Source organism: Pseudomonas sp. B23(2017) (assembly GCF_002113725.1).
GTDB classification, from domain to species: domain Bacteria; phylum Pseudomonadota; class Gammaproteobacteria; order Pseudomonadales; family Pseudomonadaceae; genus Aquipseudomonas; species Aquipseudomonas putida_Z.
This window is the reverse complement of record NZ_NEJM01000006.1, coordinates 23,074-38,550: the sequence shown is the minus strand read 5'-3', so window position 1 is coordinate 38,550 and position 15,477 is coordinate 23,074. Positions and strand designations below refer to the sequence as shown.

15 protein-coding genes are annotated in these 15,477 nt (G+C 64.2%); 7 read left to right on the top strand and 8 right to left on the bottom strand.

The genetic code is table 11. The annotated features are described in order from the left end of the window. The first annotated feature begins 137 nt into the window (after positions 1 to 137). The 5 genes from CAG46_RS11910 to CAG46_RS11890 are packed head-to-tail and all read left to right on the top strand — an operon-like array spanning position 138 to position 4,235. Positions 138 to 944 carry an alkaline phosphatase family protein gene (locus CAG46_RS11910; RefSeq protein ID WP_025338062.1) on the top strand — a complete coding sequence of 269 codons (807 nt, stop codon included), beginning with the start codon at positions 138 to 140 and terminating at the stop codon, positions 942 to 944. Beyond that, on the top strand, positions 941 to 1,792 hold the full coding sequence (locus CAG46_RS11905) for an ABC transporter permease subunit (protein ID WP_046616725.1): 852 nt from the start codon (positions 941 to 943) through the stop codon (positions 1,790 to 1,792). Before CAG46_RS11910 ends, CAG46_RS11905 begins: the two co-directional genes overlap by 4 nt. Next, a complete protein-coding gene (locus CAG46_RS11900) occupies positions 1,782 to 2,576 on the top strand; it encodes an ABC transporter permease (protein WP_085617656.1) in 795 nt (264 codons plus the stop codon). Before CAG46_RS11905 ends, CAG46_RS11900 begins: the two co-directional genes overlap by 11 nt. Position 2,577: 1 nt before the next feature. Further along, on the top strand, positions 2,578 to 3,567 hold the full coding sequence (locus tag CAG46_RS11895) for an ABC transporter ATP-binding protein (RefSeq protein WP_025338060.1): 990 nt from the start codon (positions 2,578 to 2,580) through the stop codon (positions 3,565 to 3,567). A gap of 14 nt (positions 3,568 to 3,581) precedes the next feature. Then, the gene (locus CAG46_RS11890) at positions 3,582 to 4,235 is read left to right on the top strand and encodes an HAD family phosphatase (protein ID WP_085617654.1); all 654 of its coding nucleotides are present in this window, start codon (positions 3,582 to 3,584) and stop codon (positions 4,233 to 4,235) included. 123 nt (positions 4,236 to 4,358) lie between these two features. Here the strand turns inward: CAG46_RS11890 and CAG46_RS11885 are convergent, their stop codons facing one another. Then, positions 4,359 to 5,321, bottom strand: coding sequence for an NAD(P)H-quinone oxidoreductase (locus CAG46_RS11885; RefSeq protein ID WP_085617652.1), 963 nt, complete (start codon positions 5,319 to 5,321; stop codon positions 4,359 to 4,361). A gap of 143 nt (positions 5,322 to 5,464) precedes the next feature. Between CAG46_RS11885 and CAG46_RS11880 the strand changes: the two genes are divergently transcribed. Beyond that, positions 5,465 to 7,546, top strand: coding sequence for a carboxy terminal-processing peptidase (locus CAG46_RS11880; RefSeq protein ID WP_162276774.1), 2,082 nt, complete (start codon positions 5,465 to 5,467; stop codon positions 7,544 to 7,546). 118 nt (positions 7,547 to 7,664) lie between these two features. Then, positions 7,665 to 8,633, top strand: coding sequence for an EAL domain-containing protein (locus CAG46_RS11875; protein WP_085617648.1), 969 nt, complete (start codon positions 7,665 to 7,667; stop codon positions 8,631 to 8,633). A gap of 60 nt (positions 8,634 to 8,693) precedes the next feature. Here CAG46_RS11875 and CAG46_RS11870 read toward each other — a convergent pair whose 3' ends face one another. From CAG46_RS11870 to nirB, 7 genes are all read right to left on the bottom strand, one after another. Next, the gene (locus CAG46_RS11870; protein ID WP_013971408.1) at positions 8,694 to 9,062 is read right to left on the bottom strand and encodes a hypothetical protein; all 369 of its coding nucleotides are present in this window, start codon (positions 9,060 to 9,062) and stop codon (positions 8,694 to 8,696) included. Continuing rightward, on the bottom strand, positions 9,059 to 9,397 hold the full coding sequence (locus tag CAG46_RS11865; RefSeq protein WP_039614580.1) for a helix-turn-helix transcriptional regulator: 339 nt from the start codon (positions 9,395 to 9,397) through the stop codon (positions 9,059 to 9,061). Before CAG46_RS11865 ends, CAG46_RS11870 begins: the two co-directional genes overlap by 4 nt. Before the next feature lie 111 nt (positions 9,398 to 9,508). Further along, positions 9,509 to 9,949: a YkvA family protein gene (locus tag CAG46_RS11860; RefSeq protein ID WP_015269270.1), complete on the bottom strand. Its 441-nt coding sequence runs from the start codon at positions 9,947 to 9,949 to the stop codon at positions 9,509 to 9,511. Positions 9,950 to 10,242: 293 nt separating this feature from the next. Continuing rightward, positions 10,243 to 11,007 (bottom strand): FKBP-type peptidyl-prolyl cis-trans isomerase, encoded by a 765-nt coding sequence (locus CAG46_RS11855; protein WP_003257347.1) that lies wholly within the window; start codon positions 11,005 to 11,007, stop codon positions 10,243 to 10,245. 334 nt (positions 11,008 to 11,341) lie between these two features. After that, on the bottom strand, positions 11,342 to 12,274 hold the full coding sequence (gene pcaQ / locus CAG46_RS11850) for a pca operon transcription factor PcaQ (protein WP_085617646.1): 933 nt from the start codon (positions 12,272 to 12,274) through the stop codon (positions 11,342 to 11,344). A 151-nt stretch (positions 12,275 to 12,425) separates the two neighbouring features. After that, positions 12,426 to 12,788 (bottom strand): nitrite reductase small subunit NirD, encoded by a 363-nt coding sequence (gene nirD / locus CAG46_RS11845; protein WP_085617644.1) that lies wholly within the window; start codon positions 12,786 to 12,788, stop codon positions 12,426 to 12,428. Then, positions 12,788 to 15,340 (bottom strand): nitrite reductase large subunit NirB, encoded by a 2,553-nt coding sequence (gene nirB / locus CAG46_RS11840; protein ID WP_085617642.1) that lies wholly within the window; start codon positions 15,338 to 15,340, stop codon positions 12,788 to 12,790. Before nirB ends, nirD begins: the two co-directional genes overlap by 1 nt. Positions 15,341 to 15,477 lie beyond the last annotated feature (137 nt).

Sequence of the window (15,477 nt, the reverse complement as noted above, 5' to 3'; positions counted from 1 at the left end):
TTCTGTAGCGCCTGAACAGGCCTCATCGCCGGCAAGCCAGCTCCCACAGGTACCCCACTGGGTCTGAATCCTGTGGTAGACCTGTGGGAGCTGGCTTGCCGGCGATGAAGGCAACGCGGTTTATGACTGGAGCCACCATGCAACACAACGTCATCCTGGTCCTGCTCGACGGCCTCAACTATCAGGTCGCCCACCACGCCATGGGCCACCTGCACGCCTACGTCGAGGCCGACCGTGCCGCGCTGTACCGCGTGGAATGCGAACTACCGTCGCTGTCGCGGCCGCTGTACGAGTGCATCCTCACCGGTGTGCCGCCGATCGACAGCGGCATCGTGCACAACAACGTCAACCGCCTGTCCAACCAGCGCAGCGTGTTCCACTACGCCCGCGAGGCCAACCTGGGCACTGCGGCGGCGGCCTATCACTGGATGAGCGAGCTGTACAACCGCTCGCCCTTCGACCCGCAGCGCGACCGCCATACCCACGCACCGAAACTGCCGATCCAGCACGGGCTGTTCTACTGGGACGACCGTTACCCCGATTCGCACCTGCTGGCCGATGGCGAATACCTGCGCCGCCGCCACGCCCCCAACTTCCTGCTGGTGCACCCGATGAGCATCGACGATGTCGGCCACCATCACGGCCTGGACAGCAGCCAGTACCGCAACGCCGCGCGCAGCGCCGACATCCTGCTGGCCGACTACCTGCCAGGCTGGCTCGAAGAGGGCTACCAGGTACTGGTCACCGCCGACCACGGCATGAACAACGACCGCTCGCACAATGGCCTGCTGACCGAGGAGCGCGAAGTGCCACTGTTCGTCTTCGGCGATGCCTTCAGCCTTGACCCTGCGGCCAAACCGCTGCAGACCGAGCTGTGCGGGACCATCTGCGAGCTGCTCGGCGCACCGCATGACAAGAGCGTCTGCCGGGAGCTGCTGAAGTGACCACACCCAAGAGCAGCAGCGCCCGTGGCCGCTACCTGGCCCTGCTCTGCCTGCTACCGTTCGCCGTGTTCTTCGTCATCTTCCAGATCGCCCCGCTGGCCTGGGTGGCGATCAACAGCCTGCAATCGGAAGCGGGTTGGGGCGTGGACAACTTCAGCAAGGTATTCGCCTCGAAGTTCTACCTGCAGGCCCTGCAACGCAGCCTGGAGATCAGCTTCTGGTCGAGCCTTTTCGGCATCGTCATCGCCACTCTCGGCGCCTATTCGCTGCGCCAGGTGGACTCGAAGCTGCGCGACTTCGTCAGCGCCTTCGCCAACATGACCAGCAACTTCGCCGGGGTGCCGCTGGCCTTCGCCTTCATCATCCTGCTCGGTTTCAACGGCGCGCTGACCCTGTTGCTGAAGCAGGTCGGCCTGCTGGAGGACTTCAGCATCTATTCCAAGAGCGGGCTGATCCTGGTGTACACCTACTTCCAGATCCCGCTTGGCGTGTTGCTGCTGTACCCCGCGTTCGACGCCCTGCGTGAAGACTGGCGCGAGTCGGCCGCGCTGCTGGGCGCCAACCACTGGCAATTCTGGCGGCACATCGGCCTGCCGGTGCTGACCCCGGCACTGCTGGGCACCTTCGTCATCCTGTTGGCCAACGCGCTCGGTGCCTATGCCACCGTGTACGCGCTGACCACCGGCAACTTCAACGTACTGCCGATCCGCATCGCCGGCCTGGTGGCCGGTGACATCAGCCTCGATCCCAACCTGGCCAGCGCCCTGGCGATGGTTTTGGTGGGGCTGATGACGCTGGTCACGGTGGTGCATCAATGGCTGCTGAAAAGGAGCTACCATGCGCGCTGACGCCCGTTCCGGCGGCTGGTACCACCGCGCCGTGGTCTACCTGCTGTTCCTCATCCTGCTGCTGCCGCTGGCCGGCACCCTGCTCTACTCGCTGGCCACCAGTTGGTCGGCCAGCCTGCTGCCCAGCGGCCTGACCTTCAAGTGGTACATCGCGCTGTGGAGCGAGCCGCGCTTCCTGGCTGCCTTCGGCCAGTCGCTGCTGGTGTGCCTGGGCGCGCTGCTGCTGTCGGTGGTGCTGATCCTGCCGCTGCTGTTCGTGGTGCACTACCACTTCCCCAGGCTCGACGCGCTGATGAACATCCTCATCCTGCTGCCGTTCGCGGTGCCGCCGGTGGTGTCGTCGGTGGGGCTGCTGCAGCTGTATGGCAGCGGGCCCATGGCCATGGTCGGCACGCCGTGGATCCTGATCGGCTGCTACTTCACCATTGCCCTGCCGTTCATGTACCGGGCCATCACCAACAACCTGCAGGCGATCAACCTGCGCGACCTGATGGACGCCGCCCAGCTGCTGGGCGCCAGCACCTGGCAGGCGGCGCTGCTGGTAGTGCTGCCGAACCTGCGCAAGGGCCTGATGGTGGCTCTGCTGCTGTCGTTCTCGTTCTTGTTTGGCGAGTTCGTGTTCGCCAACCTCCTGGTCGGCACCCGCTACGAGACCCTCCAGGTGTACCTGAACAACATGCGCAACAGCAGCGGCCACTTCAACAGCGCGCTGGTGATCTCGTACTTCGCCTTCGTGCTGGTACTGACTTGGGTCGCCAACCGCCTGAACAAGGACAAGACCTGACATGAGCTTCGTCAGCGTACAGAAACTGCAAAAAAGCTACGCCGGCAGCCCGGTGTTCGAGAACATCGACTGCCGTATCGAACGCGGCGAGTTCGTTACCCTGCTTGGCCCGTCCGGTTGCGGCAAGTCCACGCTGCTGCGCTGCATCGCCGGGCTGACCCCGGTGGACAGCGGTCAGATACTGCTCGACGGCCATGACATCGTACCGCTGAGCCCGCAAAAGCGCGGTATCGGCATGGTGTTCCAGAGCTATGCGCTGTTCCCCAACATGACCGTGGAGCAGAACGTCGCCTTCGGCCTGCGCATGCAGAAGGTCAAGGCCGAAGAAAGCCAGGCCCGGGTACGCGAGGCGCTGGAGCTGGTGGAGCTGGGCAACTTCGCCGGGCGCTACCCGCACCAGTTGTCCGGCGGCCAGTGCCAGCGCGTGGCCCTGGCCCGTTCGCTGGTCACCCGCCCGCGCCTGCTGCTGCTCGACGAGCCGCTGTCGGCGCTGGATGCGCGCATCCGCAAGCACCTGCGCGAGCAGATCCGCGCCATCCAGCGCGAGCTGGGGCTGACCACCATCTTCGTCACCCACGACCAGGAAGAAGCGCTGACCATGTCCGACCGCATCTTCCTGATGAACCAGGGCCGCATCGTCCAGAGCGGCGATGCCGAAACCCTCTACACCGCGCCGGTGGACCTGTTTGCCGCCGGCTTCATCGGCAACTACAACCTGCTCGACGCCGACAGCGCCAGCCGCCTGCTGCAGCGCCCGGTGGCCAGCCGCCTGGCGATCCGCCCCGAGTCGATCACCCTGGGCATCAACGGCGAACTGGACGCCGAAGTGCGCAGCCACAGCCTGCTGGGCAATGTGATCCGCTACCGGGTGCGGGTGCGCGAGGTGGAACTGGTGGTCGACGTGCTCAACCGCTCACCGTCCGACCTGCACGCGGACGGGCAACGGGTAAGCTTGTCGATCGACCCCACGGCGCTACGAGAAGTGGCCTAAGGAGAATCAACACCATGGCACTGGCAATTTTCGATCTGGACGAAACCCTGATCCACGGCGACTGCGCGTCGCTGTGGAGCGAGCAGATGGCCCGGCTGGGCTGGGTCGACGGCAAGGACTTCCTGCGCCGCGACCATGAGTTGATGGAGGCCTATGGCAAGGGCCACCTGCAGATGGAGGACTACATGGCCTTCAGCCTGGAGCCGATTGCCGGGCGCACCCTGGAAGAGGTCGAGCACCTGGTGGCGCCTTGGGTCGAAGAGGTGATCGAGCCGATCATCTACGGCGACGCCTGCCGCTGCATTGCCGAGCACCGCAAGCGCGGTGATCGCATCCTGATCATTTCGGCGTCGGGTACGCACCTGGTCGGGCCGATTGCGGCGCGGCTGGGGGTGGACGAGTACCTGGCGATCGAACTGGAGGCGGTGAACGGGGTTTATACCGGCAAGACCCATGGGGTGCTGACCTATCGCGAAGGGAAGATCACGCGGTTGCTGGAGTGGCTGGACCAGGAGCAGGAGAACCTGGAGGGGGCGAGTTTCTATTCCGACTCGCGGAACGATTTGCCGCTGTTGTTGAAGGTGGATCATCCGCATGTGGTGAACCCGGATGCGGTGTTGCGGGAGCATGCCGAGATCAACAAGTGGCCGATCCTGAGCTGGGCCTGAGGTCATCGCATTGCCTGCACCGGCCCTTTCGCGGGTAAACCCGCTCCCACAGGGACCACACAGTTTTCAAGCCTGTGGTAATCCCTGTGGGAGCGGGTTCACCCGCGAAGGGGCCAGGCCTGCCTACGCCAGGCTAGGGTCGATCACCATCACCAGCTTGCCCGACACCTGGTTGGTCTCAAGCTCGGCATACGCCGCCTGGGCAAACTCCACCGGGTAGGTATCCACCAGCTGCGGCGACAGGCGCCCTTCGGCAAACAGCGGCCAAACCTGCTGCTGCAAATCGCGCAGCAACTCGGCCTTGAAGCTGTCATCGCGGTTGCGCAGCGTGGAGCCGGTAATCTCCAGGCGCTTGCCCAGTACCTGTGCCAGGTCCAGCTCGAACTTGCGCCCGCCCATCAGGCCGATGATCACCCAGCGCCCGTCACGCGCCAGCAGCTTGAGGTTGAGCTCGCCGTAGCTGGCGCCCACCGGGTCGAGAATCACATCGAACGGGCCGAAACCTTCCAGCGCCTCCAGGTTCTCGTTGCGTACCACACCGCCGGCGGCGCCCAGCGCCTCGCAGTAGGCCAGGCGGTCCTGCGAACCGACGCTGACCCACACCGGGCTGCCGAATGCCTTGCACAGCTGGATGGCGGCCGAGCCAACGCCGCTGGCGCCAGCGTGCACCAGCACTTTCTCGCCAGCTTTAACGCCACCCAGCTGGAAGATGTTCAGCCAGGCAGTGGCATACACCTCCGGCAACGCCGCCGCCTCGTGCAGGCTCAGGCCTTCGGGCACAGGCAGCACGTGGCGGGCATCCACCACCACTTCCTCGGCCATGGCGCCGCTTGCCAGCAGCGCGCACACCCGGTCACCCACCCGCCAGTCGGCACCGGCACCCACTTCCTCGATCACCCCGGCGCACTCCAGGCCCATGTAGGGGCTGGCGCCTGGTGGTGGTGGATACAAACCTTTCATCTGCAGCAGATCGGCGCGGTTCAGCCCCGCTGCGGCCACGCGAATACGCACCTGGCCAGCGTCACAGGTCGGGCGCTGCGCCTCGACCCAAGCCACATGTCCGTCAACGCCTTGCAATGCCTTCACAGTGCCTCCATAGTTGAATCATATGACCGAGCCTGGGTGAGCATGTCCCAGGCTTTTTGCAGTATGCGCCCGGCTCCCATGGAACCGGCGAACGGATAAGACGGCCTACTATGCGTGATCAATTGCCTCCACGTCGAATCAGCATGAAGCATTTCCTCCCAAGCACCGCCCTGGCCCTGATGATCGGCCTGGGCAGCCTCACGCTCGGCGGCAATGCGGCGGCCGCCAACAAGTGGGACAGCCTGCAGCCGGACCGCGACGAGATCGTCGCCAGCCTCAACGTGGTGGAATTGCTCAAGCGCCACCACTACAGCAAGCCGCCGCTGGACGACGCCCGTTCGGTCATCATCTATGACAGCTACATCAAGCTGCTGGACCCGGCGCGCAGCTACTTCACCGCTGCCGACATCGCCGAATTCGACAAATGGAAAACGCAATTCGACGATTTCCTCAAGAGCGGTAACCTGGACCCGGGCTTCACCATCTACAAACGCTACCTGGACCGCGTCAAGCAACGCCTGGACTTCGCCCTGGCCGAGCTGAACAAGGGCGTGGACAAGATCGACTTCAACGCCAAGGAAACCTTGCTGATCGACCGCAAGGATGCCCCGTGGATGAAGGACCAGGCCGAGCTCGACGACTTGTGGCGCAAACGCGTCAAGGACGAAGTGCTGCGCCAGAAGATCGCCGGCAAGGAGCCCAAGCAAATCCAGGAAACCCTGACCAAGCGCTACAAGAACCAGCTGTCGCGCCTGGACCAGACCCGTGCCGAGGACATCTTCCAGGCCTACATCAACACCTTCGCCCAGTCCTACGACCCACACACCAACTACCTGTCGCCGGACAACGCGGAAAACTTCGACATCAACATGAGCCTGTCGCTGGAAGGCATCGGCGCAGTGCTGCAAAGCGACAACGACCAGGTCAAGATCGTGCGCCTGGTGCCGGCTGGCCCGGCGGCCAAGACCAAGCAGGTGGCACCGGCCGACAAGATCATCGGCGTGGCCCAGGGCAACAAGGAAATGGTCGACGTGGTCGGCTGGCGCCTGGACGAAGTGGTCAAGCTGATCCGCGGCCCGAAAGGCTCGGTGGTGCGCCTGGAGATCATCCCGGCCAGCAACGCGCCTAGCGACCAGACCAGCAAGATCGTGTCGATCACCCGCGAGGCGGTGAAGCTCGAAGAGCAGGCAGCGAAGAAGTCGGTGCTCAAGCTCAAGCAGGACGGGCGTGACTACAAGCTGGGCATCATCGAGATCCCGGCCTTCTACCTCGATTTCAAGGCCTATCGCGCCGGTGACCCGGAGTACAAGAGCACCACGCGGGACGTGAAGAAGCTGCTCACCGAACTGCAGAAAGAAAAAGTCGACGGCGTGGTCATCGACCTGCGCAACAACGGCGGCGGCTCGCTGCAGGAAGCCACCGAGCTGACCAGCCTGTTCATCGAGAAAGGCCCGACCGTGCTGGTGCGCAACAGCGACGGCCGTGTCGACGTGCTGGAAGACGAAAACCCCGGTGCCTTCTACAAGGGCCCGCTGGCGCTGCTGGTCAACCGCCTGTCGGCCTCGGCTTCGGAGATCTTCGCCGGTGCCATGCAGGACTACCACCGTGCGCTGATCATCGGTGGCCAGACCTTCGGCAAGGGCACCGTGCAGACCATCCAGCCACTCAACCACGGCGAGCTGAAGCTGACCCTGGCCAAGTTCTACCGGGTTTCCGGGCAGAGCACCCAGCACCAGGGCGTGCTGCCGGACATCGACTACCCGTCGATCATCGACACCAAGGAAATCGGCGAGAGCGCCCTGCCCGAGGCCATGCCATGGGACACCATCCGCCCGGTGGTCAAGCCGGCGGCCGACCCGTTCAAGCCGTTCCTGGCCCAGCTCAAGGCGCAGCATGAAGCGCGCAGCGACAAGGACGCGGAGTTCACCTACATCCGCGACCGCCTGGCCCTGACCCAGAAGCTGATGAACGAGAAGACCGTCAGCCTCAACGAGCAGGACCGCCGTGCACGCCACGACGAAATCGAAGCCAAGCAGCTGGCGCTGGAGAACATCCGCCGCAAGGCCAAGGGTGAAGAGCCGCTGAAGGAGCTGAAGAAAGAGGACGAGGACGCGCTGCCGACCGAGGATGAAAACACCAAGCCGGAAGACGATGCCTATCTGTCGGAAACTGGTCGCATCCTGATCGACTACCTGAGTGCGAGCACCAAGGTGGCCAAGAAGTAAGGCACTGCGGCGATGATGGCAAATTAGTTTCACTTGTCATCAAACAGTCATCGCGCTGTCGTGAAATAGAGGGGCCGGGCGTGGAAACGCCCGGCCCTTTCATTTTCAGGAATACGTCATGACCGTCGCCGAACAGCTCAGTGCCTTGAGTGCCATCCTGGCTCAACGCAGCATCCACAGTCTGTTCCAGCCGATCATGTGCCTGAGCGAGCAACGGGTTTTCGGCCATGAAGCATTGAGCCGAGGGCCGTCCAACAGCCCGCTGCACGCGCCACTGAACCTGTTTACCATTGCCCGCCAGGCCGGCCGCCTGACCGAGCTGGAGGCTGCCTGCCGGGAAAGCGCCTGCCGGCGTTTCAGCGAACAGCAGCTGCAGGGCAAACTGTTTCTCAACATCTCGCCGGAATCGCTGCTGGAGCCGCACTACCCCTCCGGGCAGACCCTGAAACTGCTCGAACAGGTTGGCCTGCCGCCCAGCCGGGTGGTGATCGAGCTGACCGAACATACCCCGACCGACGACTTCCAGCTGCTGTCCAATGCCCTGCACCACTACCGGGACATGGGCTTCTCGATTGCCATCGACGATCTGGGGGCGGGTTATTCGAGCCTGCGCCTGTGGTCGGAGCTGCGCCCCGAATACGTGAAGATCGACCGCCATTTCATCGACGGCATCCACCGCGACCCGCTCAAGCGTGAATTCGTCGGTTCGATATTGCAGATTGCCCGGGCGTCGAAGGCGCAGGTAATTGCCGAAGGCATCGAGCTGGCGGAAGAGCTGGCGGTGCTGGTGGAGATGGGCGTGGACCTGGTGCAGGGCTACCTGCTGGGGCGGCCGCAGGAGCTGGGGGTGCGCGAAAGCCGGCCGCTACCGGCGCTGATGAACGTTCCGCTGGCCGAACAGCCGACGGTGCGGCTCAATGCCACGATTGGGCAGTTGCTGGAGTTGTTTGGCCGGCACCGGCACCTGGAGGTATTGGAGGTGGTGGATGCCGATGGCCGGGCTTGTGGGCTGATCCACAGAGATGCTTTGCCTGTTCCGGCCTCTTCGCGGGTAAACCCGCTCCCACAGGTTCACCACAGGTCTTGAGCCTTGTGTTGTACCTGTGGGAGCGGGTTTACCCGCGAAGAGGCCGGAACAGGCAACGAATCAGGCTGTTTCGGGGTAGCTGTACTCGAACACCCGAACGACCTCGGAGGCATGCCACGACGCCGCCTCCATGCCATCCACCGGCCCGGAAAATCGGCCCAACCGTTCAACGCACTCAAAAAAACCGGTACGCGGCAAACGGCTGGCACCCTGGCTGATCACCAGCGAGCTGCGCAATGGCTGCTCGGCGCGGGCATCCAGCACCGCCAGGTACTCCAGCGCGGCTGTCAGCGTCTGCATGGCCGGGCTGGGCAACTGCAAGCGCTCGATGAGCGCTCGATACGTCAGCAAGTGACGTTGACGACGGGCCAGGTCAAGCTCGCCCAGCAGGTTATCCCAGTGCTGACGGCTGATCCTGACCTGGCTCATGATGGCTCGCTCCAGCCAGCCACCCCCAGATGCCAGGCCAGGGCTCGGCGGATGGCAGCATCCGGCTGGCGTTCGCCCGATTCGATCATGGCCAGGTAAGCCGGGCTTACCCCGACATTGCGCGCCAGTTGCTCAGGGGCAATGCCCTTGGCCTGGCGAATCTGTGCCACTTCGCTGAAGGCCGGCAATGGCGCACTGGCTGCATCGCCCTGCGCTTCACTGGCAACCACCTCGGCAGGTGCCTGCCCTGCGGCCTTGAGCAGTGCCTGGTACTGTTCCCAGGGAACGACGGCGTACTCGGGTTGACCGTCCCGGCTGATGACCTGAATACCCATTACAAACCCCTTTAAAAAGGATTACAGCATGTAATCCGTAGGCATAACCCTTATGCCAATTATATTACCAACTCTGGGGTCTGTGCAGTTGCGCTGCGGTTGCGGCCAGTTTCACTGCGTGTTGCGTTCCAACCGCAGCGCTTCGGGCGTGGCCGGCAGGCGCTCGACCACGCGCAGCCGTTCGGGCGCCTGGCTGTCGCGCCAGGCCTTGAAGCGCGCCAGTTCGTCGGCCACGGTCTTCAGCACCCAACCCAGCACCGCAATGTCGTCGAGGAAACCCACGCCCAGCAGCCAATCGGGGATGGCGTCGATGGGGCTGACGAAATACAGCAGCCCGGCGACGATGGTGACCAGCGCCTTGGGGCTGATGGCGCGGTACTCGCCGCGCCACCAGGCCAGGCACAGCGACTGCAGCAGCTTCACGTCTTCACGCAACTGGCCGATGCGCGGGCCTTTGCGGGCTACCGCAAACAGCAAGGCCGGCAACCGGCCACGGCTGAGCAGGCGCTCGGCCAAGGGCAGGAAACGGGCGAAATTCCAGGGTGCGCTCATGGAGCCTCCAAGAGGAAAAGGTTATCCACATTTATTGTGGATAACCTTGTGAACAGGGCGACGTTTCCGACCCCAGGTGCCTGCCAGGCAAGGGCCCCGGTCAGATCGGGCGTTTTTTACACAGTCGTTTCACACCTTGGGTGCGTACGCCGCAAACGGTTTGCGTCAGAAGCATTCTGCTTCTTCACGCTGCATTTCCTCGGACAGTATCAGCAGTTGCAGGTTCGTCCAACTACCCGGCACAAACGAAAACGCCCCGTCAGGACGGGGCGTTTTGCGTGGGCCAGCCAGTGTTACTTGGCAGGCGCTTCGGCCGGGGCCTCGGCAGGAGCTTCCGCTTCCGGCTCGGCGCCTTGCAGCTGGGCCGGGTCCTTGATGGCGATCAGTTCCAGGTCGAATACCAGTACCGAGTTGGCCGGGATCAGCGGGCTTGGGCTCTGCGCACCATAGGCCAGTTCAGCCGGGATGAACAGCTTGTACTTCTCGCCGACGTGCATCAGCTGCAGGCCTTCGACCCAACCCGGGATCACGCCGCTGACCGGCAGGTCGATCGGGCTGCCGCGCTCGACGGAGCTGTCGAACACCTTGCCATCGATCAGCTTGCCTTCGTAGTGGACGGTGACCACGTCGGTCGCCTTGGGCTGCGGGCCGTCGGCCTTCTTGACCACTTCGTACTGCAGGCCCGAGGCAGTGGTGACCACGCCTGGTTTCTTGGCGTTTTCCTCGAGGAACTTCTTGCCGGCGGAGGCGGCTTCTTCGCTGGCCTTGGCCAGGCGCTCTTCGGCACGCTTCTGCAGCGCGGTGAAGGCCTCTACCAGCTCTTCGTCCTTGATGCGCTGTTCCTTCTTGCCAACGGCGTCTTCGATGCCGAGGGCGACTGCTTTCGAATCAAGGTCTTCCATGCCTTCCTGAGCCAGGCTCTTGCCCATGTTCAGGCCGATACCGTAGGAGGCTTTCTGTGCCGGAGTCTTCAGCTCGGGGCTGCTGGTCTGTTGATCACAGCCAGCCAGTACCAGGCCTACCAGGGCAACCGCAGCCGCCAAACGATGCTGTTTCATGCTATTTCCTTGTTCATGCGCCAAAAGGGCAATCAGGGTAAAGCCGCGAGCTTAGCAGGCGGCCATGACCAATGGCTACCGGCATAGGAGCGGGTTTTGGTAAGGAAGTTCAGTAGTTAAACGCTTATTCATCAAAGGATGTGCAGCCACTGGCCAGTATTGACCGGTTGCGGCGCCTTTGCCCGGTTTTGCGGGGGATTTATTTAGCTGAATGCTGAGAAGCCTGCACTGGCCCTATCGCCGGCAAGCCAGCTCCCACAGGTTGACCACAGGCCACGAAGCAGGTGCTATCCCTGTGGGAACTGGCTTGCCGGCGATAGGGCCAAACCTGCGTTCAGGGGTAGCTGCCCTCTCGGTACTGCCCCGCTACCTCGCGCAACACCTCGCATACCCACTGCCCAGGCAGGCTCTGCGGCAAGGCGGCATTGCGACAGATGCCGACCGAGCCGCCTGGCTCGCGCACACCCAGGTCGAGCTCGACCAGCTCGCCCCGGCGCAGGTCGAGCAGCACCGCATCGCGCGGCGCCACCCACACGGCATCGCTGCCCAGCAGGTAGCGCCGGCTCAGCGCCAGCGACAGGGTTTCCAGGCGCTGGGCGGGCATCTGGATGCCACATTGCACGAACAGGCTGTCGGCATGCTGGCGGATGGTGGTGCCTGCGGGCGGCAATACCAACGGGTAACGGCCCACCTGCGCCCGCTCCACCGGCGTGCCGGCCAGCAACGGGTGGCCGGGCCGCACCACCAGGCTCATCGACTCGCTGTACAGGTGCTCGAACGACAGGCCCTGGATCTGCGGGCTGTCGGTCATGCGCCCGACCACCAGTTCCAGTTCGCCCAGGCGCAACTGGCCGAGCAGCTGCGCGCTGACCCCGGTGACAACACTGATCACCAGCGCCTCATGGCGCTGGTGCAGGCGGCACAGCACTTCGGGCATGAGCAGACCTTCGACCGTGGACAACACGCCGATGCGCACCTGCGAGGGCGCCCGCGCCTCGCCACGCAGGCTGCTGACGCCATCGCGCAGGGCCTGCACGCTGGGCCCGGCATAGCGCATGAAACGCGTACCGGCCGGGGTCAGCTCGACGCCCTGGTGGCTGCGCGCGAACAGGCGCGTTTCCAGCAGGTCTTCGAGTTCCTTTAGGGTCTTGGAGATGGCTGGCTGGCTGATTGCCAGGATGTCGGCAGCCCTGGCCAGGCTGCCCTGCCGGGCAATCTCCAGGAAGCACAGCAGGTGTCGGTACTTGATGCGGGTGTCGAGGTTCATGGGCTCAAGCTTACCGCATGCAAATAACCTGTACCGGCCCTTTCGCGGGTGAACCCGCTCCCACAGGGATCTCCACAGCTCTCCAGACCTGCGCAGTACCTGTGGGAGCGGGTTCACCCGCGAAAGGGCCGGTACAGGCAACTGATGAGCATCAGGCCACAGCCAACTCCACCGCATCCCCATTCAACCGCACCGGCCACACCCGGAGGCGCTGCCCGCCATCTTCCAGGCATTCCCCACTTTCCAGGCTGAAGTGCTGCTTGTACAACGGCGCCGCCACCACCAGCTCGCCCTGCACACTGCCAACCAGCCCGCGGCCGATGATGTTGGCGCCGGACCGCGGGTCGCGGTTGTCCACCGCGTACAGCGGCTGCGCCTGCCCCGGCAGGTAGAACAGCGCCACCTGGGCCCCGTCGAGCCAGACCACCACCCCGGAATCGGCCACCAGGTCATCCGCCTGGCACACCGCCTGCCAGTTCTCGTGGGTCTTCACAGCAGCATTGGACAGGTTCATCAGACAGCCTCCTCGACGGTTGGGATCAGGTGCAGTGGCGCAGCAGGCCGGCGCTGTTCGCGTTCGCGCACGAAGTGCACGTCCGGGTCGGCGCGGCGGTCGTTGACGAAAGTGCGGAAGCGCTTGAGCTTCTCGGGGTCGTTGAGGGCGTTGGCCCATTCGCATTCATACTGGTCGACCACATGCTGCATCTGCGCCTCCAGCTCGCTGGCCAGGCCCAGGCTGTCGTCGATGATCACCTGCTTCAGGTAGTCCAGCCCACCTTCCAGGTTCTCGCGCCACACCGAGGTGCGCTGCAGTTTGTCGGCGGTGCGGATGTAGAACATCAGCACGCGGTCGATCAGGCGCACCAGGGTTTCGTCGTCGAGGTCGGTGGCAAACAGTTCGGCATGCCGCGGGCGCATGCCGCCATTGCCGCACACGTACAGGTTCCAGCCCTTGTCGGTGGCGATCACGCCGATGTCCTTGCTCTGTGCCTCGGCGCATTCGCGAGTGCAACCGGACACCGCGAACTTGAGCTTGTGCGGGCTGCGCAGGCCTTTGTAGCGGTCTTCCAGGCGCAGGGCCATGCCGACACTGTCCTGCACGCCGTAACGGCACCAGGTGCTGCCAACGCACGATTTCACCGTGCGGGTCGACTTGCCGTAGGCATGGCCGGTTTCGAAGCCGGCCTCGATCAGCTCGCCCCAGATCAGCGGCAGCTCGTGCAACTGGGCGCCGAACAGGTCGATGCGCTGGCCGCCGGTGATCTTGGTGTACAGGTCGTACTTTTTCGCCACCTGGCCGATCACGATGAGCTTGTCGGGGGTAATTTCACCACCGGGGATGCGCGGCACCACCGAGTAGGTGCCGTTCTTCTGCATGTTGGCCATGAAGGTGTCGTTGGTGTCCTGCAGCGGCACCAGCGCCGGGTCCATGATCGGCTGGTTCCAGCACGAGGCGAGGATACTGCCCACCGCCGGCTTGCAGATGTCGCAGCCAACGTGGCCCTTGCCGTGGCGTTCGAGCAGTTCGTTGAAGGTGCGGATACCCTCTACCCGCACCAGCCCGTACAGCTCCTGACGGGTGTAGGCGAAGTGCTCGCACAGGCTCTTGTCCACCGCCACGCCACGGGCGGTCAGCTCGTGCTCGAACACCTGCTTGAGCAGTGCCGCGCAACCACCACAACCGGTGGCGGCCTTGGTGCAGCCCTTGACTGCGGCAAGGTCGCCGCAGCCGCTGTCGATGGCGGCGCAGACCGCGCCCTTGCTGACGTTGTGGCACGAGCAGATGGTCGCACTGTCGGGCAGCGCATCAGCACCCAGGGCCGGCGCGCCGCCGCCTTGCGGCAGGATCAGTGCCGCGGGGTCGGCTGGCAGGGCGATGCCGTTCTGGGCGTACTGCAGCAGGGTGTCGTAGTAGCTGTTGTCGCCCACCAGCACCGCACCGAGCACATGCTTGCCGCTGGCATCCACCACCAGCCGGCGATAGGCGCTGTTGGCTTCGTCGATGAAGCGGTAGCTGCGTGCGCCCGGGGTGGCGCCATGGGCATCGCCGATGGAACCGACATCCACGCCCAGCAACTTGAGCTTGGTCGACATGTCGGCACCGGTGAATTCGCCAGCGGCTTCACCCATCAGCAATGCCGCCAGGTTGCGCGCCATGTTGTAGCCCGGGGCGACCAGGCCGAACACGCTGCCGTTCCACGAGGCGCACTCGCCGATGGCAAAGATGTGTGGGTCGCTGCTGCGGCAGTGGTTGTCGATGACCACGCCGCCACGCGCGGCGATGTCCAGGCCACAGGCACGGCCCAGGGCATCCTGCGGGCGGATACCCGCAGAGAACACGATCAGGTCGGTTTCCAGGTGCTCGCCGCCATCGAAGTTCATGCGGTAGCGGTAGTCTTCACCCGCACTGATCGACTGGGTGGCGCGCGACAGATGCACGCCAACGCCCAGCGCTTCGATCTGTGCCTTGAGCGCGGCACCGCCCTCGCCGTCCAGCTGCACCGGCATCAGCCGTGGGGCGAACTCCACCACGTGGGCTTCCAGGCCCAGCGACTTGAGGGCGTTGGCTGCTTCCAGGCCAAGCAGGCCACCGCCCACTACCACGCCACGGCGGGCACTGGCTGCGGCAGCGCGGATGCCGTCGAGGTCGTCCAGGGTGCGGTAGACCAGGCGGGCATTGCCGCTGGAACCTTCGATCGGCGGCACGAAGGGGTAGGAACCTGTGGCCAGCACCAGCTGGTCGTAGCCATAGCGGCCCTCGGCGGTGACCACTTCGCCGCGCTCACGGTCGATTTCCAGCACCGCTTCGCCGAGGTGCAGGTGCACACCGTTGGTACCGTAGAAGTCCTGCTCGCACAGGGCCAGGGTTTCAGCACAGCTGCCGCCGAAGTACTCGGACAGGTGCACGCGGTCGTAGGCGCGTTGGCGCTCTTCGCCGAACACATGCACCTCGAAGCGCTGCAGGGCGCCGCGGCTGACCAGTTGTTCGACGCAATGGTGGCCGACCATGCCGTTGCCGACGATGACCAGTCGCTCTCGTTGCCCGCTGCTCGCTGTTGCCTTCATAAGCCGATCCTCGATCAAAAAAAAACGCCTGGAGCCGAAGCTCCAGGCGCCTTTGCCTGTATTCATCACGGTAGGGGGCCCGGGTTGATCGCCGTTGATCAGTGGGCTTTGTTGTATCCAGGGTAAAGCAGGGAGTG